The organism is Microbispora rosea, assembly GCF_900156315.1.
Lineage (GTDB): Bacteria > Actinomycetota > Actinomycetes > Streptosporangiales > Streptosporangiaceae > Microbispora > Microbispora rosea.
The window spans coordinates 117,022-143,715 of the sequence record NZ_FTNI01000018.1 but is presented as its reverse complement, the minus strand read 5'-3'; the positions used below and the strand labels follow the sequence as shown (position 1 = coordinate 143,715).

The window sequence follows — 26,694 nt, the reverse complement described above, 5'->3', positions numbered from 1 at the left end:
GCCGGGCATCGGGCGGCCTCCGACTTTCGTCGCAGACACCTGTGGCCGCGATGGCGATGCGGCCGCACCCTCACCCGCCGCATCGTGGATGGCCTGGACAAGGTCAGGAGCGTCCCGTGTATGTCTTCCGTTCGATGCTCGTCGTGGTGTGCGCGGCGCTGACGATCCTCGCGCCGCCCTGCGTCGCCTCCCCTGCCGCGGCAGCCACCGATATTCCGGACGAACGTGCTCTGGCGGACTTCTTCGACGCCGCGATGGCGGACGGGCTGGCGGCCAACCACGTGCCGGGCGCGGTCGTCTCGGTGGTGGGCGGTGGGAAGACGCTCTTCAGCAGGGGGTACGGACTGGCCGACGTCGAGAACCGCAGGCCCTTCGACCCAGGCACCTCGATGGTCCGGATCGCCTCGATCACCAAACTGTTCACCTGGACCGCGGTGATGCAGCAGGTTCAGCGGGGCACGCTGGACCTTAAGGCGGACGTGAACCGCTACCTCACCGCGTTCCGGGTGCCCGCGACCTACCCCCGGCCGATCACGCTGCAGGATCTGATGGACCACACGGCCGGGTTCGAGGACCGCACGATCGGCGTGGGGTCGCGGAGCACGGACGAGGTGCCGCCCTTGGCGGACTATCTCGCCGGCGACATGCCGGCGCGGGTGCGCCCGCCCGGCGAGGTGTCGGCGTACTCGAACTATGGGGCGGCGCTGGCCGGATACATCGTGTCGGAGGTGAGCGGGCAGCCGTACGACGAGTACGTGCGCGACCACATCCTCGCCCCGCTCGCGATGCGGCACAGCACGGCCGCCGAGCCCGTCCCCGCCCCCTTGGCCGCGGATCTGGCGCGCAGCTACGAATACGAGGGCGGGGCGTATCGGCGCAAGCCGTTCGTCTTCGACAAGCTCGCCCCCGACGGGTCGATCAGCGCCACCGCGAACGACATGGCCCACTTCATGATCGCCCACCTGCGAGACGGGCGCTTCGGCGACCGGCGCATCCTCGACGAGCCGACGGCCCGGCTCATGCATCAGCGGACGTTCGCGGCCGATCCGCGCATCGACGGGTACGCCCACGGGTTCAAGGAGCAGACGCTCAACGGGCATCGCGTGATCATGCACGACGGCGGCTGGGAGGGCTTCCAGAGCGCGTTGCTGCTGGTGCCCGACGCGGACCTCGGCCTGTTCGTCTCCATGAACGGTGTGGGCGGGGCCGACGCCGCCGCCGACGTCATTCCTGCCTTCTTCGACCGCTTCCTGCCCGGGAAGCGCGCCGTGCCCGGCGGCGGCGCTTCCGTCATGCCCGTCGAAGGCTTCTACAAGCCCACCCGGTCCGCCGAGTCCAGCATCGAGAAGGTGGTCGCCCTGACCGGTTCCACCCGGCTGCGGGTGGAGGGCGGGAAGCTCACCTTCAAAGGTTCGACGTGGAGCCCGCTGGGGCCCGGGCTGTATCAGCAGAACGGCGGGACGCAGCGGCTGGCGCCGGTGATCGGCGCGGGCGGTGTCGCGTACGTGGTCACGGACGGACCCGCCTACCAACGCGTCCCCTGGTGGGACACCCCGCCGGTCAATGTCGTCATCGTCCTGCTGTTCGCCGTCACCGCCCTGTCCGCCGTGCTCGGCCTGCCGGTGGCGGCTGTGGTCCGCCGGGCCAGGGATCGTCCCGTTCCGCGTTCCTGGCGCGCCGGGCGTGTGCTGACCGGGCTCGCCGCCGCGGCCGGACTGATGTTCGTGGTGCTGTTCACGCTGGTCCTGACCGGCGACACGAGCATCCTGTACGGCGTGCCGGCCGGCGTCCAGGTCCTCCTGGTGCTGCCGCCGCTGGTCCTCGCACTCACCGTCGCCGCGATCGTCACCACCGTGAGGGCCTGGCGGCGCGCGGGCGCCCTGGCCCGCGGCCACCAGGTGGTCGTGCTGGCGGGACTGCTCGCCCTCCTCTGGTTCTGCCTGCATTGGAACCTGCTGGGCTGGCACCTGTGATCGCTCTTGATTCCGTCGCCCGGCCCCCTCCACTTCTGTTGCAGGCGCATCAAGTTCTGTTCTTTTACGGTGAAAGTCGTTAATCTCGTCGCAATCGGTCCCGCGGGTCCGAGCCGCATCTCCCCATCCAGGGGCCGTACCTCGTGGAGAGCAGAAGTGACGATGGCGCGCGGGGTGGGCCGCTTGCTTCTGCTGGTCGTCGCCGGCGTGCTGACGATGACCGCCCTGGCGACTCCCGCTTCCGCCCACGGCCAGCTCGCGATGTCGACACCGGCCAAGAACGGCACGGTGCGCGAGCCCCTGAAGTCCCTCTCCCTCTACTTCACCGAGCAGCCCGCCCCGAACGCGTACTTCGCGGTCACCGCTCCCAATGGTGCCCGGGTCGACCAGCCCTGGAGTCACGGCCAGCCCGAACGCCTCGACAAGCCGGTCCAGGAGTACAACCTGGTCAACGGGGTGTGGGAACCAAGCGTGTACAACACCGGATACCCGGCGCAGATCCCGGTCGCCTACTGGCCGGAGCGGGGCGAATACGTCGTCCGGTATCTGTCGATCGCCTCGGACGGGGAGCCGGTGCAGGGTGAGCTGCGGTTCACCTACAAGGGCACGACCTCGGGACCGCCGAAGGGCTGGCAGGCCCCGGACGACGAGCCCGACCCCAGCCTGCTCGCCTCGGCCGAGCACGGGAGCGGCGCCCAGCCCCCGGTGCCACAGGCCGGCGCCAGCCCGGCCCCGGCAACACAGAGTGAGGGCAGCCCGGCGGCGATGGGCCCCGCGGCGCCCCAAGCCGGCGGCAGCCCGGCCGCGGTCACGCAGACCGGCGGCGGTCAGGCCGCAGTTCCCCAAACCGGCACGGCCGGCACCGCCGCCAGGACAGCGCAGCCCGCCGACGCCGGGACCGGGTTGTCGGTATGGCTGGTGCCCGCGGTCCTCGTCGTCGGAGCGGGCGTCCTGGTGGTGCGGGCCGCGCGGAGGCCTGCGCCCGTCACCCCGGCGGCCCGGCGCTCTTCCGGCCGCCCACAGGCCAGGAAACCCGCACGCGCCCCGGCGGCACGCAGCCCCCACCGCCCCAAATCCACCAAGCGACGCTGATCCGCCCCGCCCCCTCTGGAGAACCCCCCCAATGACGATCGCCCCTGCCCGCCTGCGCCCGCTGCTCGCCGCGCTCCCGCTCGGCGTGGCCCTGCTGATGGCCACCTCGGCCTGCGGCGGGTCGGACGCCGCCGCGCCCGCCCAATCGGCCGCCCCGGCATCCGCCGAGTCGGCCGCCGCCCCCGCCGGCTCGGCCGTGAAGGAGATCACGGTCACCATCGCCGGTCGGACGGTCACCCCGCCGCCGGGACGGATCGAGGTGACCAAGGGCCAGACGGTGCGGATCACGGTCACCGGCGACGCCGCCGACGAGGCGCATCTGCACGGGTACGACAAGGAGGCCAGCCTGCAGCCCGGCGTCCCCGCGAGCATCGAGTTCGTCGCCGACGAGACCGGCCTGTTCGAGATGGAAACCCACGAGTCGGGACTGCAGCTGTTCCAGCTCGTCGTGCGTTAGGCCGCCGGGATGCTGCTGGCTCACGGCGTCGGGGGCCGTCAGGACCTGCCGATCCCGTTCTCGGCCGCGCTGACCGGCGCGGCCCTCGCGTTGCTGGTGTCGTTCGTGGCGCTCGGCGCGCTGTGGAAACAACCGCGCCTGGACGCCGCACTCACCGCCGCCCGCTCGGTGCCCGCCGCCCTGCAGACGGCGGTGGCCTCGCCGGCCTGGCGGTGGGGCTGGCGGATCGCCGGGCTCGTCGCCGCGGCGTACTTCTGCATCGGGCTGATCTTCGGGCCCGATCGGGCCGACAACCCCACGGCAGGGGCGTTCTACGTCCTGTTCTGGGTCGGCCTGGTGCCGCTATCGGTGCTGTTCGGCCCGGTGTGGCGCGGCCTGAGCCCGCTGCGGACGCTGCACCTGCTGGCCTGCAAGGGGCTCGGACGCGACCCCGAACTCGGCCTGCGGCCACTGCCGGCTCGCGTCGGATACTGGCCCGCCTGCGCAGGTCTGTTCGCCTTCGTCTGGCTGGAACTGGTCGCCCCCGAACGGGCCACCCTGCCCGTCATCGGCGCCTGGCTCGCGGGCTACGCCGTGCTCATGCTCGCTGGAGCGGTCGTCTTCGGCTCCCGGTGGTTCGGCCACGCCGATCCGTTCGAGGTCTACAGCGACCTCGTGGGCAGGCTCGCCCCGTCGGCGAGACGCGGCGACGGCGTCGTGGTCTGGCGTAACTCCCTCGACGGCATGGCCGGGCTGCGACCGGCACCGGGGCTGACGACGCTGGTGGTCGTGCTCCTGGGCTCCACCATGTACGACAGCCTGTCCAACGCCCCGGTGTGGGTGCGCTTCATTCAGGAGAGCGCGGTGCCGGCCCCGGTCACGGGCACCGCGGGCCTGGTGGCCGTCATCGCTGTGGTGCTCGCGGCGTACCGGGCCGCGACCGCGCTCGCCGGCCGATGGGGCGCGGCCGATCCCGGCATGACGGCGGGCGAGATCGCCCACTCGATCGTGCCGATAGCCGTCGGATACGTCGTCGCCCACTACTACACCCTGTTCCTCCTGGAGGGGCAGCGGACCATCGCCCTGCTGTCCGATCCGCTGGACACCGGCGCGGACTGGCTCGGCACCGCCGGGTGGACCATCCAGGCGTTCGGCACCACTCCGGCCGGGGTCGCCACCCTCCAGGTCACGGTCATCGTCATCGGCCACGTGCTGGGCACCGTCCTGGCACACGACCGCGCGCTGGCCCTGTTTCCCCGCCGGACCGCCGTACTCGGGCAGATCCCCCTGCTCGTGCTGATGGTGGTCTACACCGTCGTGGGTCTGCTTCTCCTGTTCGCCGCCTGAGCCGCAAGGGGGAGTCCGTCGCGGCGGGCGGCACGGCGCGGCGGCAGCCTCTCACTCCCCCATGGCGACATGGGGGTCAGTGCGTGCGCAGGAACCGCAACACCGCCAGCACGCGCCGGTGCTCCCGCTCACCCGGTGCCAGACCGAGTTTGGTGAAGACGCTGCGCACGTAGCCCTCGACGGTCTTCGGGCTGACGAAGAGCTCCTTGGCCAGTGCGGCGTTGGTCAGCCCCTGGGCCATCAGCGCCAGGACCTCGCGTTCGCGGTCGGTGAGCTCGGCGAGGGAGTCGTGTTCCCGGCGGCGGCCGACCAGCCGCGACACCAGCTCCGGGTCGATGACGACCTCGCCGGCCGCGACTCTGCGGATGTCGACGGCGAACGCTCCGAGGTCCGACACCCGGTCCTTGAGGAGGTAGCCGACCGCGCCGTCGAACTCGTCCATGAGCCGCAGCGCGTGGTGCACCTCGACGTACTGCGACAGCAGCATGAGTCCCACGTGCGGGGCGAAAGACCGGATCTCGGCGGCGGCCTCGATGCCTTCGTCGGCGAAGCCCGGCGGCATCCGCAGGTCGGTGATGACCACGGCGGGCGGATCCCGGCGCACCAGGCCGACCAGTTCGGTGCCGTGGCGCGCCCGCCCGATCACCTCGAAACCCATCTCGGTGAGGATGCGCGTCATCCCCTCCCGGAACAGCAGCGCGTCGTCTGCGACGATCACCCGCATGGCAGCACCGTCCTGAGCCGCGTCCCGCCACCGGCAGGGCTGTCGAGTTCGAGCCTGGCTCCCAACGCGGCGACCCGGTCCGCGAGCCCTTGCAGCCCGCTGCCCGCCGCGGGCCGTGCACCGCCGCGGCCGTCGTCGGCCACCAGGATCCGCAGCCCATCGCCGCCGACGCTGACGTCGACGGTCACCACGCCGGCCGCCGAGTGCCGCGCCGCGTTCGTGATCGACTCGCTGACCAGGTAGTACGCCGTCGCCTCTATCTCGCGTGGCAGTCTGCTCCCGACGCTCACCCGCAGCCGTACGGGGATGGCGGACCTGTCCGCCACTGCAGCAAGCGCGGCTTCCAAACCGTCCTGCGCGAGCACGATGGGATGCAGGCCGCGGGCCAGTTCGCGCAGATCCGCCGTGGCCTCCAGCAGCTGGGCGCGAGCGTCTTTGGCCCTGGACGCGAGGAGACCGTCGCCGGACGCCTTCGCCTGCTCGGCGAGAGCGCCGAGCTCCAGGCCCAGGGTCACCAGCCGGAGTTGCACGCCGTCGTGGAGGTCACGCTCCAGGCGCCGCCGGGCCGCGTCCTCCGCGGAGACGATGCGCCGCGCGGCCGCCTGCAACTGCTGAGCCTGCTCCTGCTGGACGATCACCAGACCGGTCTGCGCGACCAGGTCCGTCAGCAGCCGCTCCTCGGCCGCGGTCAGGGGCTCACCGGGCGGTTTGCGTACGGCGATCGCGCCACGGGCAGTGCCCTGATCGACGATCGGCCGCACATGCCAGCGCGGCCCCCCGTGACGCAGTCCATGGTGCAGGTCGTTCAGGGGCGCCGGATCGGTCCGGCCCACGGGCTGAGGCCAGCCCGCCCGCGGAGCCATGCACGCCTCGTCGCCGACCCAGACGACCACCTCCCTCGCGCCGAGCGCGCTCGCGACCGTCGCGGCGATCCCGTCCAGCAGCTCCTCAGGTGCGGCGGTGAGCTGAGCGGACAGCCGGGACAGTGCCTCGTACGGCGTCGCCCGCGGCCCGTAGACGAGGCGGTCGGCCAGACGCTGGGCACGCCGCCGCAACGGCTCGAACGCGACTGCGACGACGGCGGTCGCGAGCAGCGACCGCCAGCGTTCCTCCACCGGCACCAGCCCGCCGACGCCGACCACGAGCGCGACGTAGCCGGCGGTGACGAGCAGCAGCATCGATCCGACGACGATGGTCTTGTTGATGACCGGATCGATGTCATAGAGCCGGTGTCTCAAGATCCCGAACGCGGCGGCGACCGGAACGAGCGGCAAGCCGAGCAACCCCGGCACCGGGCTGCCGAAGATCGCCAACCCGGCCGCCAGGATCAGGATGTCCATCACGACCGCGAACACCAGCCACCGCATCCGGCGCGCCTCGTCGCCGCCGGCACGCCGCAGGCGTACCACGATCGCGACCGTCCCGAGCGCCTGGAAGAGCAGGTAACCGAACTGCGCGTACTCCCACACCCGGGCAGCCGCCGCGGCCCCCGGCACATCGAACGGGTGCGGCGCGACCAGACCGGTCCGGTCGTACTCCACCGGCCACAGCGCGGAGGCCGTCGCCATCGCGCCCGCCACCGCGGCCATGGCCCATGCGGCGCCGAGCCATCTCCCGGAGAGCAGCCTGCCGTCGGGGAACGCCATCAGCATCCAGCCGAACCCCGCGATCGCGAGCGGCAGCGGCCAGACGCCGAGCCACCCCAGCCATGACGCCGCCGGCAGCGGACCTTCGTGCAGGCCGTACTGCCGGCCGAAGAACATCACGGCGTGCACCACACCGGTGGCGACGAACAGCCAGCCCTCCCGGTGCCGGGGCCGCATCCGGACGACGTAGAGCCCGACCGCCGTCCACGACGCCGCGATCAGCCCGTTGTGGGCGTTCGCGAGGTGGAACCCGAGATACCACCCGTAACTGACGAGCACGGCGACCACCAGCGCCACCACGCCGAGTCCTGCCTCGCGGGCGGCCGGCGGGGCCTCCTCGTACGCGTTCGCCGCTGTGGCCACACCGGAATGGTGACACAGCCGAACGTCCCTGCGAATGAGGGTTTTCCCTGCAGAAAAGCAGGGTGTGCACGCATCCGCGAAGGACGACTGTCGGTCACCGTTGACCCATCAACGGCATGCACGAGGAGGCAGCTATGAGCACGCCGGTCACGACGCGCCCTTCCACCAGCTCGCGGCTCAACCGGGTCAGCGGCATCTGCCTGGTGCTGGGCGGCATCACCTTCATCGCCGGCGGCGCCACCCATCCCGGCGACAGCGGCGAGGGCGACAAAGTCCAGCAGCTGCACGAGATGCTCGTGCAGCCGAGCTGGTATCCCTCCCACGCGCTGCTGCTGCTCTCGATGGGCCTGTTCACCGCCGGGATCTTCGCGATCTCGCGCCGCGACCTCGGCAGGAGCATGGCCGCGGCGACCAAGGTCATCGCCGGCATCGGCGTCCTCGCCACCGTCGGCATGGCCGCGCACCTGTTCGCCGCGCTGGAGGCCGACTCACTCGCGGCGGGTCAGCCGACGACTGTCTCCACGATGCAAACGTGGAACGAGACGATCGTCGACACGCTCTGGGCACTGAGCATCGTGGTTCTCGCCGTCGCCGGCGGCCTCACCCGGACGGTCGGCAACCGCGTCACGCTCGCGCTCGGCCTGGTCGGCGGGCTGGCCTACGCGCTCGCCTCCGCCACCATCGCGTTCACCGACCGGTTCGACCCCCTGTTCCCGGTCGGGTCGCTCATCGGCGTCTGGGCCGCCGCCGTCGGAGTGGTGGCGATAATCCGGAAATGACCCCGGGCACACGCCGCACACGGTCACCGTGCCGCGCCGTTCCTCACCCGGTCGTCGCCCCGCAGCCGGCGACAGCTACCAACGAAAGGAAAGTGCTATGAAGAGGTCGACCCGCGTCATCGTCGTTCTTCTCGTCACGGCGGCGGGAGCCGTCACCGCGGCAACTGCCGACGCCGCAGCTTCGGGCCCGGCGTACGCAGGCCTCGGCGGGACCCGCGTCATCAGGAGCAACGAGACCGGGAGATGTCTCGACGACAGCGTCTACGGCCTGCGCACCTTCCCCTGCAACGGCCTCGCCTTCCAGAAGTTCAACGTCACCGACAACCCCGACGGCACCCATTATCTGGTGAACCGCTCCACCGGGCGATGCGTAGAGGACGCGCCCTCCGGCATCCGCGCCGCCGGCTGCAACGGCTCCTACAAACAGCGGTGGTACTTCAGCAACTGGGGCCCCGGCGGATGGGGCATCAGCAACAAGAAGACGCGCAGATGCATTTACTCAGTAGTTCTCGGGGCCCACGTGCTGGGGGTCGGTGCCTGCAACTGGAATTGGCGGTCGGAAAGTTTCTCCATCCGATAGATCGCTGATCGAGAGCCGGGATCGCGCCGTTCCAGCGGTCACGACGTCGCTGTCGGCGATGTCAAAAGCGCTTTCGTCCTGAGAGTCTCGGGATGCTCTGGCCCCAGCCAACGTTGCTGGAGTTCCAGCACGTCGCGGTAGATCAGCTCAGCCTGGCGTGCGTGTCCCTGTCCACTCACGGTGTCGGCGAGATACCTTCTGGCCGTGATCGCGCGGAAGTCACCGTTTCCAACGGTCCTCTCCATCACGGCCAGCACGTCCCGCAGCATCGGCTCGGCCTCGGTGAGAAGCCCTTGATTGGCGATCGAGCGCGCCAGGGTCGCACGGGTGGACAGGGTGAGCGGGTGCTCGTCTCCCAGCACCCCGCGCTCAACGTTGGCGAGTTCCCTGGCCATCTGTTCCGCCTCGCCGTGCCTGCCGTTCTCATCCGTCCATCGGGCCAGGTCCGCCCACGCGTCCAGAGTCCGTGGATGTTCGGGGCCCATCACGCGGCGATCGGCGGCGAGCGTCACCCGGCAGATCTCAGCGGCTTCGTCCGCGCGCCCCTGCATCCCGATCGACCAGGCAAGGTCGATGCGGGTCGTCAGCGTCTCGCGATGGTCGGAGCCCAACGCGCGCTCCATGTCCGAGATCAGTTCCCGATACATCTGTTCGGCTTCCCGATAGCGGCCCTGCGCCAAGATCGCACCAATGAGCTGGTCCCGGGTGAGGAGCGTGTCGGTATCGTCCTCGCCGAGCACGCGGCATCTGCGCTCCAGGACAACCCGGAACACCTTCTCGGCCTCTCCGGCCCTGCCGCGGTTGTACAGCGAGATCCCGACCTGGTGGCGCGCCGCGAGCGTGGCAGGATGCTCGTGGCCGAGCCGTTCGGCGACCGCGAGGATGGCACGGGCCAGGTCCTCCCCTTCGGCGTTCGCACGGGGTCCCGCCAGCCACAGTGAGGAGAACGCCTCCTGCCCGGCGCTCAGCAGCGCTTTCAGTGCGGCGTCGTCGTCCAGATGGGGAGCGATCCATGCCAGCAGGGCGCGTACGTGCGGGATCAGCCGCTCCCAGGACGGCCAGTCACCGGGATGCTCATGGTCAAGTTCCTCGACCGCCGACTGGGCGAGCCGTACGGCCGTGTGCATGATCGCGGGGTTGTCCGGCTCCGCGTTCACCAGCCTCGCCCGGCATGTGTCGGCTACCACCGGATGCACGACTACCTCGGGATACTCGGCGACGGAAACGCCGCCGACGTCGATCAGCCCCACCTCGGCCAGGCCTCGGAGAGCGGTGGTGAACGCGCGCCCGTCCTTGCCGGCCTCCGGCCTCAGGAGCAACGCCGGAATCGGGGTGGCCGACGCGAAACAGGACAGCAGATAGAGCAGCCTCCGTGCCTGTCCTAGGCCCTTGTCCGCCAGAGCGTCCAAGGACAGTTCCCAGGTCCGCGACACCATCGCACGGGGACCAGAACTTGCGGAGTCGAGGTCGGCGATCGCTTCCGGCGCCGCGCCGCTGTCCAGGGCCCGGCGGTAGTCGTCGAAGCCGCGCCAGCGCGCGAACGGGGAGGCCAGGTAGGTGCCGGCCAGATACAGCGCGAGCGGCAGCGCGCCGAGTCGCCTCGCCAGTTCCACGGCCTCCTGCCCGGTGCGATCGGCGACCGCGGGCGCGAGGGCGCGCAGCACAGCCGCCGCGGCGGCATCATCGAGAACCTTCAGCGACCTGATTCGCGCCCCGCCACCCCAGATGCGCGGATCACTCACCCGTGTCGTCACCACACAAACGATCGACGCGTCGTGCCGGACCCATCCCGTGCCGTCCGCAGGAAGCGAAACACCGTCAGCGGACAGCACAGCGGGGAGGTCGGCGTTATCGAAGATGAGCAGACTCCGCTTCATCGAGCCGGCGTCCACGAACGCCCAGAAGCGGTCGGCGGCCGTCGGTGCACCCTCGCGCACCTCACGTTTTATCGCCTCCGGTGCCCCGGCCTGCCTAAGGATCTCCACGATCCCGCCCCGCAGGGACAGCGCGTCCGCCGCGCTCACCCACCACACCTTCCATCCCCGCTTGCGGGCCTGCGCGGCGAGCCACAACGCGACCGTCGATTTTCCGACCCCGCCCATGCCCGCAAGCACCCATGCACCCGAATTCCGCTTCCGGCGGCCCAAAGCGCGCGTCAACTCGGCCAGCATGTCGTCCCGGCCCAGGACCTCGGGCGGGAGCCGGCCGACAGGAGCAGCAACCGGAAGAGCCCCCTCAGCGGCCGGCTCCGTATTCGAGCCAGCCGTAACAGAGGAACGAGCATAGGCATCCCGACGATCCATGATCGCAACACGTAATTGCCAGACGCCCACTCCGAGCGCCGCGACTCCGACCAGGGCACCGGCGGCTGTGACCAGATCCATGACCTCGACCTTAGAAGTCCCGGATCGCGCTGTCCTTGCGGAGATGCCGGGAAATCGAGGACCTTTCCCGCCGTGGGCCTGTCGGCGGCAAGGCGGCTCGTGCGGGAGAACGCCCTCAGCGGCCGGCCCCGGTCGCTCGCCGACACGAGCAGGCGCGCGGTGAATGTACGCGGGCGTGGCTCGAACCCGTGCCGTACAGCGTGGGCCGCTCCCCCACGAGCACGTCGAGGGGTCAGACCTGTCAGCCTCCGCGCTGCAGAGACTTGGGAACGAGGTACTCCTCGACACCGTACGCACCGCGCTCGCGCCCGTACCCGGAGTCCTTGACGCCTCCGAACGGCGCGTCCCACGCGGTCGGCGCGTCGCTCTGGATCACGCCGCCGACTCGAAGCCGCCGGGCGACGCGCTCGAAGCGGGCATCGTCATCGGTCCACACGCGGGCGATGAGGCCGAACCGCGTCCCTTCCGCGAGCTCGACCGCATGCGCCTCGTCGTCGGCAGGCTGGATCGCGAGCACGGGTCCGAACACTTCCTCCTGCACGATCGGCGCGCCTGGATCGTCGGCCACGACCACCGTAGGTGCCGCGTACCAACCGCGTGTGAGGTGGGAGACGTCCTTCGCCGCGACGGTGCGCACCCCTGCGGTCTCGCCGGCGACGCGGAGGTGCTCGGCCACTCTGTTTCGTTGTTCCCGGCTCGCCAGCGGTCCGACGGTGCTGGCCGCGTCGAAGGGGTCGCCCACGACGACCTGCTCCAGCACGGCGCGGACCTCGTCCTCGGCCTCTTCGAGGAGGTGGCGCGGAACGATCAGCCGGGACAGCGCCGCACACGTCTGCCCCGCGTTGCCGAAGCAGCTTGCGATCGTGTGCCGCACCGCGGCCCGCACCTTGTCCTCGTCGAGGACGATCGCGGCGCTCTTTCCGCCCAGTTCCAGCGATGTGCGCGTGCCCCACCGGGCGGCGGCCATGGCGACCTCGCGCCCGGCCGCGACGGAGCCGGTGAAGGAGACGAAGTCCGCGCGCGGATGGCCCGCGATCGCGCTGCCCACGCTTGCGCCGCTGCCGCAGACGACGTTCAGCACGCCCGCGGGGAGCCCGGCCTCGGCGAACGCCTCCGCCACGAGGAACGTCGTGAGCGGGGCGACCTCCGCCGGCTTGAGCACGACGCCGCAACCGGCGGCGATCGCCGGCGCCACCTTCAAAGCCACCTGGAACAGCGGATAGTTCCACGGGGTGATCGCTCCGACGACGCCCGCGGGTTCCCGGACGACCTCCGAGCCGCCGATCCTCTCGCGCTCCGTGATCGTGGCGAAAGCCGAGGCCGCCGTGAGACGCATGGCCGCGAGGCCCAGGCCGACCTGCGCGCCGCGGACCTGACTCGCCACGGTGCCGACCTCCGCCTGCATCGTGACGGCGAGGTCGTCCGCCATGCCCTCCAGGATGTCCGCGGCCTTCCCGACCACGGCGACGCGATCAGCGGGCGAGACGCCCGCCCACCGCCTCTGCGCGCGTGCGGCCGAGTCGAATGCGCGGTCGACGTCCTCGCTGGTGGCGGACCGCACCCTGGCGATCTCCTCACCGGTCGCGGAGTCGTCCACCGGCACGTACGTCGACCCCGACGGGACGACCCGGGCATTGTCCAGCCACAGCGAATCGTCGACGGTGCCCCTGGGAGATGCCATGAATCCAGCCTTCCTGGATCGTGAGTTGGTGAGCCCTGAACGGCTCTTCGCGTCGCCGCTCAGCCGATGGACGGTTCTGCCAGGAGCTTCCACGGGGAGGGGACGTCACCGAACGGAACCTCGATGAGCACCGGCGCGTCCGTCCCGCGGGCGTTGCGGATCGCGGCGCCGAGCGCCTCCGGCGTGGTCACCCGCTCGCCCGCGACGCCGAACTCCCCGGCCAGGGCGACGAAGTCGGGGTTCTTGAGCTCGACGCCGATGTTGCGGCCGAACGTCTCGGTCTGGATGCGCTGGACGTTGCCGAACGCGTCGTTGCGGAACACCACCGTCACGAGCCCGATAGCGTACTTGGCGGCCGTGGACAGCTCCTGCAGCGCCCACCCGAAACCACCGTCACCGTTGATCGAGACGACCTGCCGGCCCTCGGCTCCGACGGCCGCGCCGAGACCGGTCGGGAAACCGTAGCCGAGCGTGCCCTGGTAGCCGGGCGTCACGTAGGTTCCCGGCTCGTACACGGGGAACGCCAGGCGCGCCGCGTAGCCGACCTGCGTGAGCTCTTCCACGAAGACGCCGTCGTCCGGCATGGCCCCGCGGATCGCCCGGAGCCACTCCACCTGAGGCGCGATCACGCTCAGGGCGTCACGTTCCCGCTTGCGGTGGCCGTCGAGCTCCGGCGCCTCACGCCTGCCGTCGGGGAGGGAGCTCGCGATCGCCTCCAGCGCGACCCTGGCGTCGGCGATGACGGCGACGTCGAACTCGCGCGGCGCGCCCACGTCGGCGGGATCCGCGTTGATCGCGATGAGGCGGCGGCGTCCGGGCCGGACGACCGGCTGCCCGGTCATCGTGATGAAGCGGGTGCCGACGGCGAGCACGACGTCGGCGTCCGCGAGGACGTCCGCGCCGGCCAGTCGCGACAGGGCGAGCGGGTGCCGGTCGCTGATGGCGCCCTTGCCGTTCCGGCTGGTGATGACGGGCGCGCCGAGTCGCTCGGCGAGTGCCTGGAGTGCGGCGCCGGATGCGGCGTCGCGCACTCCTCCCCCCGCGACGATCACGGGCCGCTCGGCGGCGGCGAGGAGCTCGACGGCACGGCCGACCGAGTCCTCGTCGATCTCATCGGTGAGGTCACCCTCGGGGGGCGCCACCCCGGCGGTCGTCTTCGCCTGGAGCACGTCCGGTGGGATCTCGATGCCGACGGGCCGCGGGCGTCCGCTGGAGACCCGCGTGAACGCTTCGCGTACGAGGCCGGGGATCTCCTCGGGCGACGTAGCGATCCCGTTCCACTTGGTGAGCGAACGGAGGAGGTCCGACTGCCCCGGGATCTCATGAAGCATGCCGAGACCCCGGCCGATGGTCGGCGAAGGGATCTGACCGGCGATGCAGACGACGGGACTGTTCGTCGCGTACGCGGTCGACAACGCCGCGGCGGCGTTCAGGAGGCCGGGTCCGGGCACGACCATGCAGACGCCGGGCCTGTCGGCCACCCGCGCGTAGCCGTCCGCCATGTACGCGGCGCCCTGCTCGTGCCGCGCCGAGATGAAATCGATCGACTCGCGGTTCTGCGCGAGACCGTCCAGCGCGTAGTCCAACTGGATCCCGGGAACTCCGAAGATCGTTCGAACGCCCTCCGCGATCAGCTGTTCGGCGAGGAGTTCTCCACCGGTCTTCGTCATTGGCTTACCTTTCCTCCGCTCCTGAGCGGGTGTGATGCGGGGCTTCTGCGGGAGTGTCTCGGACCGCTAGATGGCGCTGAGATCCCGCTTCCGGCCCTCCGACGCGATCAGAGTCGCCACGAGGCAGACGGCGAGCACCCCCATCCACACCCAGCCCAGCACGGCGATTCCACCGCCGACGGCGACCAGGGAGGTCGCGATGAGCGGTGTGAAGCCCGAGCCGAGCGCCGAAGCGGTCTGGAAGCACAGCGAGGCGCCGGTGAAACGAAGGCGCGTGGGGAACAGCTCCGCCAGGAACGCGGCGAGCGGACCGAGGATGAATCCCTGGATGAACTGGCCGACGATGACGGCGGCGGCGAAGCCCCCCGCGGTGCCCGTCTGGATCAGGTTGAGCATCGGGAAGACGAAGATCAGCGCTGCCACGATGCCGGCGGCGAGGGGCAGACGCCGCCCCCAACGGTCGCTCAGCCGGGCGCTGATGATGGCCGCGATGAGGAGGGCGATCGAGCCGAAGATCTTCAGGTTCAGGATGGTCGTGCGGTCGGCCCCGAGCTCGACGGCGTGGTTGACCGCCCATGAGGTGGCGATGCCGTCGATGGTCAGCTGGCTGATCGCGACGGTGATGCCGAGCGCGGCCTGCGACGGGTAGCGGCGCAGGACCTCCAGGATCGGCACCTTCCGCTTCTCCGCTTCCAGGCCCAGCGACTTGAACAGCGGGCTCTCGCTGACCTTCAGACGGATGGTCATTCCGACCAGGACGAGCAGGACGCTGAACAGGAAGGGGATGCGCCATCCCCACGAGAGGAACTGGTCCTGCGGGAGGCTGGAGGCGAGGGAGATGGAGCCGGTGGCGAGCATCGCGCCGGCCGGTGCGCCGAGGCTCGCGAACGAGGCAGCGAAACCACGCTTGGCGCCGGGCGAGTTCTCGAGGGCGATGAGCATCGCGCCGCCCCACTCGCCGCCGACGGCCACCCCCTGCAGGACCCGGCAGAGGACGAGGAGGATCGGCGCCAGGACACCGACGGTGGCGGTGGCGGGAAGGAGCCCGATCGCCATGGTCGAAACGCCCATGAGGAGCATGGTGGTGACGAGCACGCCCTTGCGGCCGAGCCTGTCGCCGAAGTGGCCGAAGATCACGCCTCCGAGCGGTCGCCCGACGTACCCGACGGCGAGCGTGACGAAGGAGGCGATGGTCGCCATCGTCGGCGAGAGGTTGTTGAAGAAGACGTGCGGGAAGACGACCGCGGCCGCGATGACGTACAGGACGAAGTCGTAGAACTCAATCACGCTGCCGCTGAAGCTGGACATCAGGATGCGTCGCATCGGGCCATGCCACAGAGAGTCGGATCGGTCCTGCCGCGTGACTGTGATGTTCGATTCCATGGGGGGTCTTTCAGGTATGGCCGCGACGGTGTGTCAGCGGGGGTCGTTGGAGAAGACGGGGAGGGCGTCGAGGAGGTGCTCGGTGTCCTCCGGGGAGCCGACGGTCACTCGTATGCCGCCACCGATCGGGCGCACGAGCACGCCCTTGGCCGCGCATTCCCTGGCCACGGCCGCGGCAGATTCGCCCAGCGGAAGGAAGACGAAGTTCGCCGCGGATTCGACGACGTTCCATCCGCGGGAGCGAAGTGCCGCGGTGAGGAGTGCGCGCTCCGCCACGATCGACGCGACGCGACGCCCGGACTCGGCCACCTGCTCCGGCTGAAGCGCGGCCAGCGCCCCCGCGACGGCGACGCCGTCGATGCGGAACGGGACTCCCATGCGCGACACGTAGCTCATCACCTCGCCGTCACCGATCGCGTAGCCGATGCGCAGGCCCGCGAGACCGTGGGCCTTGCTGAGCGTGCGGACGACGATCACGTTCGGATGCCCGTCCAGGAGTTCCAGACCGTCGACGTCCGTCGCGAACTCGACGTACGCCTCGTCGAGGACGACGGCGACGTCCTCGGGTATGCGCGCCAGGAAGTCCTTGAGTTCCGCGTTGGTGTACGCCGTGCCCGTCGGATTGTTCGGGTTGCAGATGACGACGACCCGGGTGCGGGCTGTGATGGCATCGCGCATGGCGTCCAGGTCGTGTGCATGCGACAGCAGCGGAACGGCGACCGGCACCGCCGAGTTGGCGATGGCGGCGGTCCGGTAGTACGGAAAGCTCGGCTCGGCGAAGATCACCTCGGAGTCGGCTTCGACGAGGACGCCGACGATGTCCCGCAGCAGCGCGGTGGAACCGTTGGCGACCGCGATGCCACCGGCCGGCCGGCCGACGTGCGCCGCGATGGCCCCGCGAAGCTCGGTGTACTGCATGTCCGGATACCGGTGTGCGTCATCGAGCGCGGCCCTCATCGCATCCACGATCGCCGCCTGCGGAGGCCACGGGACCTCGTTGGACGCGAGGCGCGCCTGCCTGCGCGTCTCTCCGCGTTCGGGACGTCGACCCGGCACGTACGGAGGCAAGCCTTCGAGCCGGTGGGCGATCCTCAGTGATCCCACGTCTCTCCTTCGGTGAACGATCGCCGACCGCGTGCCGTCGCGGCCGCGCGGCCGGTTGCACCACATTGCGCCCACCGGTGGGATTACGGCAATCACAAATATCCGGCTAAACAATTCAATAAATCGAAACTTTGTCCCGCCCGTCACCCGCGGAGGCCCGCAGCCCCTTCGCCGCCGGGGCCGAAGGGCCGTCGCCTCCCTCAGAGGACGCCGGGCTTGCTCACGGGCATGCCGTCGCGCGAGGCGAAATGCCCCGCGACCGCTTCCCGGCAGTACGCCCGCAGCGCTTCGACCCGGGCGGTGCGCCGGGCGCCGGGCGCAGTGGCGAGCACGATGTGATTCGGGGGGATCTCATCCGCGATGGGACGGTAAACGATCGGCTTGCCGTCGTAGGTCAGGTCGCCGTGGGGACGGCCCATGATGATCGTGTAGCCGAGACCCCGCGCGACGAGCGAGCGGATCGTCTCGACGTTCGCACTTCGCCAGCGCACTCGAGGTGTGATGCCGGCGTTGCGCAGGATCTCCTCCACATGATCAGTGGCCGGGCGCATGGCGAGAAGGACGGCGTACTCGTCGCGCAGCGCGCTGAGCGAGACCTTGTCGTGGCCGGCCAGCGGGTGGTCGGGCGAGACGGCGAGCTGCAGCCGGACGGGGGCGAGGCGCTGCACATCGACCTCGGCGACGATGTGGTTCTCGTACAGGAGGGCCGCGTCCAGCCGCCCTTCGGTCAGGAGCGTCTGAAGCGCCGCCGACGCTCCTTCCTCCAGCTGGAGATCGATCGCCGGGTGATGCTCGGCGAAGTACTCCGCCATCTGCGGGAACAGCCATGGGGACAGAGTCGTGAAGATGCCCACCCGCAGGGGGCCGCTCAGCTCGCCGCGGATGGTCCCGGCCAGCTCCTGGATGTCCTCGATGCTGCGGGCGATCACTCGGGCGGTGTCGTAGACGCTTCGCCCGGCATCGGTGATCTCCACGCCCTTGCCGCGCGTACGCAGCGTGAGCTGGACGTCGAGGAGCTCCTCCAGCTGCGTGATGGCGAGGGAGACCCCGCCGGCGGACACGTGCAGTCTCCTCGCCGCCTCGGTGACCGAACCGCTCTCGACGACGGCGCAGAAGTACTGGAGCTGCCTGAGCGAGAGCGCCGACGCTCCGTTCACTTTAGTCTCCTTGAACTATCAATCCTGATAGTTGTCATTGCCTGATTAAGTGCGTCCCCGCACACTCGATGTGTCCCTCCATCGAGGTTCGGCATGGAGCGCCCTGATCCCCCTACCAGGAATACGACGATGCACGCCAAACCTACGACCGGGCCCCATGCCGGGGCGGTCTCGACTCTACGCACTTCGCAGATGCGGCGGATTCTCGCGTCGAGCCTCCTCGGCAGTGCGATCGAGTTCTACGACTTCCTGCTCTACGCGAGCGCGTCCGCACTGGTCTTCGCGCACGCCTTCTTCGCCTCGCTCGATGCCATGTGCTCGCGAAGTCGCCGAAGGTCCTCCTTCTCGGCACGCTCGTCGCGATGACCCAGCCGACGATCTCCGGCATGGCAAGCGTGTGGGGACTCGGTCACGCGACCGCCCAGGGAGTCGACCAGACCTTCGCGCTCAACGCGAAGGTGGCCTCCGCGATCGCTTCGCTCGCCGCCTCGGCTGGAGGGCTTCCCCTGCTCGGCGGCGTGTGGATCGCCGCCCTCATCGTCTGCGCCGTCGCGCTGTTCATCATCCCCGAAAGCAACCAGCGCGATCTCGCTGCGATCCGCTGACCGATGGGAGTCCCATAAAGTGACCAACTCCGCCACCTTCGACGCCGACGTCATCATCGTCGGCGGGGGACCCGTCGGCCTGCTGGCGGCCATGGAGCTGGACTCGCACGGAGTCTCGACGATCATCGTCGAGGAGAATCCCTACCTTGCGCCCCCGAACGTCAAGTGCAACCACGTGGCCGCCCGCACGATGGAGGCGTTTCGCCGCTTCGGACTGGCCGACAGGGTTCGCTCGGCCGGCCTCCCCTCCGACCACCCGCAGGACGTCGCCTTCCTCACCTCGGTGACCGGCAAGGAGTTCGGCCGCATCCCCATCCCTTCCGCCTCCGCACGTCTCGACGGAACCGGGCAGGGCCCCGACACCACCTGGGCGGCCGCCGAGCCGGCGCATCGCGTGAACCAGCGGTTCCTCGAGCCCGTCCTCGAGGAGCACGTGGCCTCCCTCCGGAACGTGAGCCTCCGCAACGAGGTCAAGGCCGTCGCGGTCGCCCAGGACGAGGACGGCGTGACGGTGGAGATCGTCCCGGTGGGCTCGGAGGAGAGGACGACTCTTCGCGGCCGTTATCTCATCGGCGCCGACGGCGGCCGCTCGCTCGTACGGAAGACCATCGGATCCGAGTTCCACGGCGACCCCGTCCTGCAGCACGTCCAGTCGACGTGCATCAGGATGCCGGACCTGTACGAGCGCATGTCGGCGGGGAAGGCGTGGGGCTACTACGTCTACAACGACCGCCGGAACGGTCACGTCTACTCCATCGACGGCGTCGAGACGTTCCTGATCCACACCTACCTGAGCCCTGAGGAAGCCGAGCGCGAGGAGGTCGACCGCGACCGTGCGATCCGCGACATCCTCGGCGTCTCCGACGACCAGTCCTACGATTTCCTCTCTCGTGAAGACTGGGTCGCTCGCCGTCTCGTGGCCGACAAGTTCCGCGAAGGCCGCATCTTCATCGCCGGTGACGCCGCTCATCTGTGGGTGCCCTACGGCGGATACGGCATGAACGCGGGCATCGCCGACGGGCTCAATCTGTCATGGCTGTTGAGCGCCGTGGTCTCCGGCTGGGCGGACGAGTCGATCCTGGACGCCTACGAGGCCGAACGCCTGCCGATCACGGACCAGGTGTCCCGCTTCGCGATGTCCCATCTGCGGAAGATCGCCGATACGGATGTGCCCGCCGGCCTCGAGGCCGACGGTCCTGAAGGGGACGCGGCCCGCGAGGCCTTCGGGAAGCTCGCGTACGACCTGAACGTCCAGCAGTTCGCCGCCGCGGGCCTCAACTTCGGATACAGCTACGCGAACAGCCCCATCATCGTCGCGGACGGCCGGGCACCGGAATACACGATGGGCACGTACACGCCCTCCACGGTGCCGGGCTGCCGCCTCCCCCACCATTGGCTCGCGGACGGTTCGTCGCTGTACGACCGCCTCGGTCCGTGGTACACGCTCGTGGCGCTCGATCACTTCGACGCCGCGGAGCGGTGGGCGGAGGAGGCACGCGCCGCCGGCCTGCCCGTCACCGTGGTCCGGTTCCCCGAAGGCGCCGCGGACTCCGCGTACACGACGCCGTTCGTCGTCGCCCGTCGCGATCAGCACGTGGCGTGGCGAGGAACCGCACTGCCTTCGGATGTCGCCGCCTTCGCCGCCCGTCTCGGTGCTGTGACCCGCTCGCGGAGCGAGCAGGGCGCCGACGTCATCGCCACCTCCACTCACTGAGATCCTCTGTAGACGCGCGAAGGTCACACCATGAGCACCGCACCCGCACATCCCTCCCTTCCCCACCGGCCGGGGAAGATCGTTGCCGTCCACGTCAGCCACGAGTCGCGCGCGGCGCAGCGCGGCCGCCGTCCTGCCGCTCCCTCGTACTTCTTCAAGCCGTCGAGCTCCCTTGCGGCCTCGGGCGACGCGGTCGAGCGGCCCGAGGGCACGGAGCTGCTCGCCTTCGAGGGCGAGATCGCCCTCGTCATCGGCACACCCGCGCGAAGCGTCGCCCCCGCCGAGGCCTGGAGTCACGTGGCGTGGGTGACGGCGTCGAACGACTGGGGGCTGTACGACCTGCGCGCCAACGACAAGGGGTCGAACGTCCGCAACAAGGGCCGCGACGGCTACACCCCGGTCGGCCCGCGGCTCATCGACGCACGCGCGGTCGACCCCACCGCGCTGCGCGTCCGGACGTGGCTCAACGGCGAGCTCGTCCAGGAGGGTGAGACCACCGACCTCATCTTCCCGTTCTCCCAGATCATCGCCGACCTCTCCCAGCACCTCACCCTCGAGACCGGCGACGTCATCCTCACCGGCACTCCGGCCGGAGCCTCGGTGGCCGTCCCGGGAGACGTCGTCGAGGTCGAGGTCGACGCGCCGGGAGGACCGAGCTCGGGCAGGCTGACCAGCCGGGTGATCGACGGCCCCGGCGGCTTCGATCCCGCCGTCGGTTCTCTCCCCTCGGTCGACGACCTCCAGCGCGAGGAGGCGTGGGGCTCGCGCGAGGCGGCGGGGCTCCCCGCCGCCTCCCCGGTCATCTCCCCCGGGCTGCGTGACAAGCTGCTCAGGACGCCCGTCGCCGGGCTGTCGCAGCAGCTGCGCAAGCGCGGCCTCGACAACGTCTCGATCGACGGCCTGCGCGCGACCCGGCCGGGCACGAAGCTCGTCGGCGTCGCGAGGACGCTGCGCTTCGTCCCGAACCGCGAGGACCTCTTCCGCAGCCACGGCGGCGGCTACAACGCGCAGAAGCGCGCCTTCGACGCCGTGCGGGAGGGCGAGGTCATCGTCATCGAGGCGCGCGGCGAGCGCGGCTCCGGCACCCTGGGCGACGTGCTCGCCCTCCGCGCTCTCGCACGCGGCGCGGCGGGTGTCGTCACGGACGGCGGCGTGCGCGACTACGCGACGGTCGCCGGCATCGACCTCCCCGTCTTCAGCCAGGGGCCGCACCCCGCCGTGCTGGGCCGCAGGCACGTGCCGTGGGACACCGGCCTCACGATCGCGTGCGGCGGCGCCACGGTCCAGCCCGGCGACATCATCGTGGGCGACGACGACGGCGTCATCGTGATCCCCCCGGCGATCGCCGAGGAGGTGGCCGACGCCGCGCTCGCCCAGGAGACCGAGGACGCGTGGATCGCCGCGCAGGTCGCCGCGGGTCACCCCGTCGACGGCCTGTTCCCCATGAACGCGGAATGGCGTGCGAAGTACGAGGCGGCCACCGAGGCGGCCACCGAGGCCGGCGCCTGATGACGGGCCTGATGACGGGCCTGATGACGGGCGCTCCTCGCGAACGCGCACCCCGATCTCGAAGGCCTGCTCCACCGTCCGATCCCACATCACCTCCGAACGGGAAGATCAGATGACCGACACCGCGGCATCCGTCCGGCACGTCCCCGCCGACCTGCCCACGCGCATCCAGCACTACATCGACGGCCGGTTCGTCGACTCCCTCGACGGCGGCACGTTCGACGTGCTCGACCCCGTCTCGAACGAGGTGTACGCGCGGGCCGCGGCCGGCAAGAAGGCCGACATCGACCACGCCGTCGCCGCGGCCCGCCGTGCGTTCGAGGAGGGCCCGTGGCCGCGCATGCTGCCGCGCGAGCGCTCGCGCGTGCTGCACCGCATCGCCGACATCGTCGAGTCCCGCGACGCCCGCCTCGCCGAGCTCGAGTCGTTCGACTCGGGACTGCCGATCACGCAGGCGCTCGGTCAGGCGCGCCGCGCGGCCGAGAACTTCCGGTTCTTCGCCGACCTGGTCGTCGCGCAGGCCGACGACACCTTCAAGGTCCCCGGCCGCCAGATCAACTACGTCAACCGCAAGCCGATCGGCGTCGCGGGACTCATCACGCCGTGGAACACGCCCTTCATGCTCGAGAGCTGGAAGCTCGGCCCCGCCCTCGCGACGGGCAACACCGTCGTGCTCAAGCCGGCCGAGTTCACCCCGCTGTCGGCGTCGCTGTGGGCGGGGATCTTCGAGGAGGCGGGGCTTCCCCGGGGCGTCTTCAACCTCGTCAACGGCCTCGGGGAGGACGCCGGCGACGCGCTCGTGCGGCACCCCGACGTGCCGCTCATCTCGTTCACGGGCGAGAGCCGTACGGGGCAGATCATCTTCGGCAACGCCGCCCCCCACCTCAAGGGCCTCTCGATGGAGCTCGGCGGCAAGTCGCCCGCCGTCGTCTTCGCCGACGCCGATCTCGACGCGGCGATCGACGCGACCGTCTTCGGTGTCTTCTCACTCAACGGCGAGCGCTGCACGGCCGGCAGCCGCATCCTCGTCCAGCGGGAGGTGTACGACGAGTTCGTCGAGCGGTACGCCGCGCAGGCGAAGCGCGTGAAGGTCGGCTACCCGCACGACCCCGCCACGGAAGTCGGCGCGCTCGTGCACCCCGAGCACTTCGAGAAGGTCATGAGCTACGTCGAGATCGGCAAGGGCGAGGGCCGCCTCGTGGCGGGAGGCGGACGCCCCGAAGGCTTCAAGTCCGGCAACTTCGTCGCGCCGACCGTGTTCGCCGACGTCGCCCCCGACGCCCGCATCTTCCAGGAGGAGATCTTCGGTCCCGTCGTCGCGATCACGCCCTTCGACACGGACGAGGAGGCGCTCGCGCTCGCTAACGACACGAAGTACGGTCTCGCCGCCTACGTCTGGACGAACGACCTCAAGCGCGCGCACAACTTCGCGCAGGCCGTCGAGGCGGGCATGGTGTGGCTCAACTCCAACAACGTCCGCGACCTGCGCACCCCCTTCGGCGGCGTCAAGGCGTCGGGCCTCGGACACGAGGGCGGCTACCGCTCGATCGACTTCTACACCCATCAGCAGGCCGTGCACATCACGCTCGGCAAGGTCCACAACCCCACCTTCGGCAAGTAGGAATCCCCACGAGGCCACCGGATCCCGACGCGTTTCCCACCCCCACCACGAAAGCAAGGACGCTCACATGACCGCCGCCGACCGCACCCCGGCCTCCTCCGGCTTCTCCGTCAGCCAGGAGGCGCCCATCCACGCGGACAATCCCGTCCCCACGCCCGCCTCGCCCGCTCCCGACATCCTGCGCTGCGCCTACATGGAGCTCGTCGTCACCGACCTCGCCGCCTCCCGCGAGTTCTACGTCGACGTCCTGGGCCTGATCGTCACGGAGGAGGACGACGAGGCGATCTATCTCCGCCCCCTCGAGGAGTTCATCCACCACAACCTCGTGCTGCGCAAAGGCCCCGTCCCTGCCGTCGCGGCGTTCTCCTACCGGGTCCGCACCCCGGAGGACCTCGACAAGGCCGTCGCCTTCTACACGGAGCTGGGATGCCGCGTCGAGCGCCGGCCGGAGGGCTTCGTCAAGGGCATCGGTGACTCCGTGCGCGTGGAGGACCCGCTCGGCTTCCCGTACGAGTTCTTCCACGCCGTGGAGCACGTCGAGCGCCTCGCCTGGCGTTACGACCTCCACACGCCCGGCGCCATCGTCCGCCTCGACCACTTCAACCAGGTCACGCCCGACGTGCCCAAGGCCGTCCGCCACTACCAGGACCTCGGGTTCCGCGTCACGGAGGACATCCAGGACTCCGACGGAGTCGTCTACGCCGCGTGGATGCGCCGCAAGCCCACGGTCCACGACACCGCGACCACGGGCGGCGACGGTCCCCGCATGCACCACGTGGCGTTCGCCACGCACGAGAAGCACAACATCCTCGCGATCTGCGACAGGCTCGGCGCGCTGCGACGTTCCGACGCCATCGAGCGCGGCCCCGGCCGCCACGGCGTCTCGAACGCGTTCTACCTCTACCTGCGCGACCCCGACGGCCACCGCGTCGAGATCTACACCCAGGACTACTACACGGGCGACCCCGACAACCCCGTCATCACCTGGGACGTGCACGACAACCAGCGCCGCGACTGGTGGGGCAACCCCGTCGTGCCGAGCTGGTACACCGAGGCCTCGCTCGTGCTCGACCTCGACGGCAACCCGCAGCCCCTCGTCGCCCGCACCGACGCGAGCGAGATGGCGGTCACGATCGGCGCCGACGGCTTCTCCTACACCCGCAAGGACGACGCCGAAGGGCTGCCGGAGTACAAGCAGGGTGAGTACAAGCTGGGCCACCAGCTCTAGGGCGGGAGAGTCGTCATGCTTTCGAAGGACATCATCGCCTCCCTCGCGGAGGAGCTCGCGGAGGCGGAGCGGACGCACGGGGTCATCCCCCGCATCACCACCCGGTTCCCCGAGGCCACGGTCGAGGACTCGTACGCCATCCAGGCGGTGTGGAGGGAGAAGAACCTCGCATCCGGCCGTCGCCTCGTCGGCCGCAAGATCGGGCTCACCTCACGCGCCATGCAGGCCTCGACCGGCATCACGGAGCCCGACTACGGCGTCATGTTCGACGACACCGTGTGGGAGAACGGCGCGCGCATCCCGCACGACCGGTTCTCCAACGTCCGCATCGAGGTCGAGCTCGCCTTCGTGCTGAAGGAGCCCCTGGAGGGCCCGCACTGCACGCTGTTCGACGTCATGCGCGCGACGGAGTACGTCACGCCGGCCCTGGAGGTGCTCAACTCCCACATCGAGATCGAGGGCCGCACGATCGTCGACACCATCTCCGACAACGCCGCCTACGGCGGGCTCGTGCTCGGAGGCAATCCGACGAGCCCCGACGCGGTCGATCTGCGGTGGGTTTCGGCTCTCCTCTACCGCAACGAGACGATCGAGGAGACGGGCGTCGCCGCCGCCGTCCTCAACCACCCGGCGACGGGGGTCGCATGGCTCGCGAACAAGACGCACCGGCACGGCGACCGCCTGGAGGCCAACGAGATCATCCTCGCCGGCTCCTTCACCCGTCCCGTGTGGATCGAGAAGGGCGACACGGTGCTGGCCGACTACGGACCGATGGGGACCATCTCATGCCGCTTCGTCTGAGCCCGACACTCCGCGACCGTCTCGCCGCGGCCGAGCGTCCGCTGTTCGGCGGATGGGTGTGCTCCGGCTCCCCCGTCATGGCCGAGATCATGGCGGGCTCGGGCCTCGACTGGGTGCTCATCGACATGGAGCACGCCCCCAACGGCCTCGAGTCCACGCTCGCGCAGCTGTACGCCGTCTCGGCCTACCCTGTCACGCCCGTCGTCCGCGCCCCCGCCGCCGACCCCGTGACGATCAAGCAGATTCTCGACCTCGGCGCCCGGACGGTCCTCGTGCCGATGGTCTCGACACCTGACGAGGCCCGGACGGTGGCGGAGGCCGCGCAGTACCCACCCGCGGGCCGTCGCGGCGTCGGCAGCGCCCTCGCCCGCTCCGCCCGTTGGAACCGCGTCGACGGCTACCTCCAGAACGCCGCCGACCACGTCTCCGTGTTCGTGCAGATCGAGACGGCCGAGGGCGCCGCAGCCGCGGAGGCGATCGCGGCGACCCCCGGCATCGACGGCGTCTTCGTCGGCCCGAGCGACCTCGCCGCCTCCATGGGCGTCCTGGGGCAGCAGACGCACCCCGACGTCATCGCCGCCGTCCACCGCGCCTTCGACGGCGTCACCACCGCCGGCAAGCCCGTCGGCGTCAACGCCTTCGACCCGCAGGCGGCACACGCCTACGCGGAGGCCGGGGCCAGCTTCCTGCTCGTCGGCGCCGACGTCGCCCTCGTCGCACGCGCTTCCGAGGCCCTCGCGACGACCTTCATCCACGACAGGGACGACCCGACACGCGCTTCGTACTGACCACCTACTCGACGGATTCCCCGGGTTCACGCCGCAGGCGACAGGACTGCTGCGGCGCGTCGTCCCAGCACTGCCCGCTGCGTCCGGCTGACAGCTCTCACACCCGTGC

At 70.4% G+C, this 26,694-nt stretch carries 22 protein-coding genes; 14 read left to right on the top strand and 8 right to left on the bottom strand.

The genetic code is table 11. The features are described 5' to 3' along the window. The first annotated feature begins 116 nt into the window (after positions 1-116). From BXA11_RS24405 to BXA11_RS24390, 4 genes are all read left to right on the top strand, one after another. Positions 117-1,973, top strand: a complete 1,857-nt coding sequence (locus BXA11_RS24405; protein ID WP_076438179.1) for a serine hydrolase domain-containing protein — start codon at positions 117-119, stop codon at positions 1,971-1,973. A gap of 162 nt (positions 1,974-2,135) precedes the next feature. After that, on the top strand, positions 2,136-3,065 hold the full coding sequence (locus tag BXA11_RS24400; protein ID WP_239105128.1) for a copper resistance CopC family protein: 930 nt from the start codon (positions 2,136-2,138) through the stop codon (positions 3,063-3,065). A gap of 31 nt (positions 3,066-3,096) precedes the next feature. Further along, positions 3,097-3,522 (top strand): cupredoxin domain-containing protein, encoded by a 426-nt coding sequence (locus BXA11_RS24395; protein ID WP_076438175.1) that lies wholly within the window; start codon positions 3,097-3,099, stop codon positions 3,520-3,522. A 9-nt stretch (positions 3,523-3,531) separates the two neighbouring features. Beyond that, positions 3,532-4,848, top strand: coding sequence for a hypothetical protein (locus tag BXA11_RS24390; RefSeq protein WP_076438173.1), 1,317 nt, complete (start codon positions 3,532-3,534; stop codon positions 4,846-4,848). Between the two features lie 76 nt (positions 4,849-4,924). Here the strand turns inward: BXA11_RS24390 and BXA11_RS24385 are convergent, their stop codons facing one another. Beyond that, on the bottom strand, positions 4,925-5,572 hold the full coding sequence (locus BXA11_RS24385) for a response regulator transcription factor (RefSeq protein ID WP_076438171.1): 648 nt from the start codon (positions 5,570-5,572) through the stop codon (positions 4,925-4,927). Then, positions 5,563-7,581 carry a sensor histidine kinase gene (locus BXA11_RS24380; protein WP_076438169.1) on the bottom strand — a complete coding sequence of 673 codons (2,019 nt, stop codon included), beginning with the start codon at positions 7,579-7,581 and terminating at the stop codon, positions 5,563-5,565. Before BXA11_RS24380 ends, BXA11_RS24385 begins: the two co-directional genes overlap by 10 nt. 134 nt (positions 7,582-7,715) lie before the next feature. Here BXA11_RS24380 and BXA11_RS24375 point away from each other — a divergent pair, with 134 nt between their 5' ends. Beyond that, the gene (locus tag BXA11_RS24375) at positions 7,716-8,360 is read left to right on the top strand and encodes a hypothetical protein (RefSeq protein ID WP_076438167.1); all 645 of its coding nucleotides are present in this window, start codon (positions 7,716-7,718) and stop codon (positions 8,358-8,360) included. 97 nt (positions 8,361-8,457) lie between these two features. Then, the gene (locus BXA11_RS24370) at positions 8,458-8,940 is read left to right on the top strand and encodes an RICIN domain-containing protein (protein ID WP_076438165.1); all 483 of its coding nucleotides are present in this window, start codon (positions 8,458-8,460) and stop codon (positions 8,938-8,940) included. Positions 8,941-8,978: 38 nt separating this feature from the next. Here BXA11_RS24370 and BXA11_RS24365 read toward each other — a convergent pair whose 3' ends face one another. The 6 genes from BXA11_RS24365 to BXA11_RS24340 form a co-directional block, all read right to left on the bottom strand. Then, positions 8,979-11,324 (bottom strand): tetratricopeptide repeat protein, encoded by a 2,346-nt coding sequence (locus BXA11_RS24365; protein WP_143734489.1) that lies wholly within the window; start codon positions 11,322-11,324, stop codon positions 8,979-8,981. Positions 11,325-11,565: 241 nt separating this feature from the next. Next, positions 11,566-13,005, bottom strand: coding sequence for an aldehyde dehydrogenase family protein (locus BXA11_RS24360; protein WP_076438161.1), 1,440 nt, complete (start codon positions 13,003-13,005; stop codon positions 11,566-11,568). 59 nt (positions 13,006-13,064) lie between these two features. Continuing rightward, a complete protein-coding gene (locus tag BXA11_RS24355; protein ID WP_076438159.1) occupies positions 13,065-14,675 on the bottom strand; it encodes a thiamine pyrophosphate-binding protein in 1,611 nt (536 codons plus the stop codon). A 66-nt stretch (positions 14,676-14,741) separates the two neighbouring features. Beyond that, positions 14,742-15,998: an MFS transporter gene (locus BXA11_RS24350; protein ID WP_159454836.1), complete on the bottom strand. Its 1,257-nt coding sequence runs from the start codon at positions 15,996-15,998 to the stop codon at positions 14,742-14,744. A 93-nt stretch (positions 15,999-16,091) separates the two neighbouring features. Further along, positions 16,092-17,162: a histidinol-phosphate transaminase gene (gene hisC, locus BXA11_RS24345; protein WP_076438155.1), complete on the bottom strand. Its 1,071-nt coding sequence runs from the start codon at positions 17,160-17,162 to the stop codon at positions 16,092-16,094. Positions 17,163-17,362: 200 nt separating this feature from the next. Further along, the gene (locus tag BXA11_RS24340) at positions 17,363-18,319 is read right to left on the bottom strand and encodes a LysR family transcriptional regulator (protein ID WP_051762556.1); all 957 of its coding nucleotides are present in this window, start codon (positions 18,317-18,319) and stop codon (positions 17,363-17,365) included. A 192-nt stretch (positions 18,320-18,511) separates the two neighbouring features. On the opposite strand from BXA11_RS24340, the gene BXA11_RS41525 reads away from it, so the two are divergent. The 8 genes from BXA11_RS41525 (at position 18,512) to BXA11_RS24305 (ending at position 26,585) form a co-directional block, all read left to right on the top strand. After that, the gene (locus BXA11_RS41525) at positions 18,512-18,685 is read left to right on the top strand and encodes an MHS family MFS transporter (protein ID WP_143734487.1); all 174 of its coding nucleotides are present in this window, start codon (positions 18,512-18,514) and stop codon (positions 18,683-18,685) included. Continuing rightward, the gene (locus BXA11_RS24335; protein ID WP_083744544.1) at positions 18,682-18,924 is read left to right on the top strand and encodes a hypothetical protein; all 243 of its coding nucleotides are present in this window, start codon (positions 18,682-18,684) and stop codon (positions 18,922-18,924) included. The genes BXA11_RS41525 and BXA11_RS24335 overlap by 4 nt, the downstream gene beginning before the upstream one ends. Before the next feature lie 19 nt (positions 18,925-18,943). Then, positions 18,944-20,638 carry an FAD-dependent monooxygenase gene (locus BXA11_RS24330; RefSeq protein ID WP_076438151.1) on the top strand — a complete coding sequence of 565 codons (1,695 nt, stop codon included), beginning with the start codon at positions 18,944-18,946 and terminating at the stop codon, positions 20,636-20,638. A gap of 30 nt (positions 20,639-20,668) precedes the next feature. Further along, positions 20,669-22,147, top strand: coding sequence for a fumarylacetoacetate hydrolase family protein (locus BXA11_RS24325; protein WP_076438149.1), 1,479 nt, complete (start codon positions 20,669-20,671; stop codon positions 22,145-22,147). Between the two features lie 112 nt (positions 22,148-22,259). Next, entirely contained in the window at positions 22,260-23,768 is a 1,509-nt protein-coding gene (gene hpaE, locus BXA11_RS24320) for a 5-carboxymethyl-2-hydroxymuconate semialdehyde dehydrogenase (RefSeq protein WP_076438147.1), read from the top strand. A 67-nt stretch (positions 23,769-23,835) separates the two neighbouring features. Further along, positions 23,836-24,996 (top strand): 3,4-dihydroxyphenylacetate 2,3-dioxygenase, encoded by a 1,161-nt coding sequence (gene hpaD, locus BXA11_RS24315; RefSeq protein WP_076438145.1) that lies wholly within the window; start codon positions 23,836-23,838, stop codon positions 24,994-24,996. A gap of 15 nt (positions 24,997-25,011) precedes the next feature. Beyond that, positions 25,012-25,797, top strand: coding sequence for a 2-oxo-hept-4-ene-1,7-dioate hydratase (hpaH, locus tag BXA11_RS24310; protein ID WP_076438144.1), 786 nt, complete (start codon positions 25,012-25,014; stop codon positions 25,795-25,797). Then, the gene (locus BXA11_RS24305) at positions 25,782-26,585 is read left to right on the top strand and encodes an HpcH/HpaI aldolase family protein (protein WP_076438142.1); all 804 of its coding nucleotides are present in this window, start codon (positions 25,782-25,784) and stop codon (positions 26,583-26,585) included. Before hpaH ends, BXA11_RS24305 begins: the two co-directional genes overlap by 16 nt. Positions 26,586-26,694: the final 109 nt, after the last annotated feature.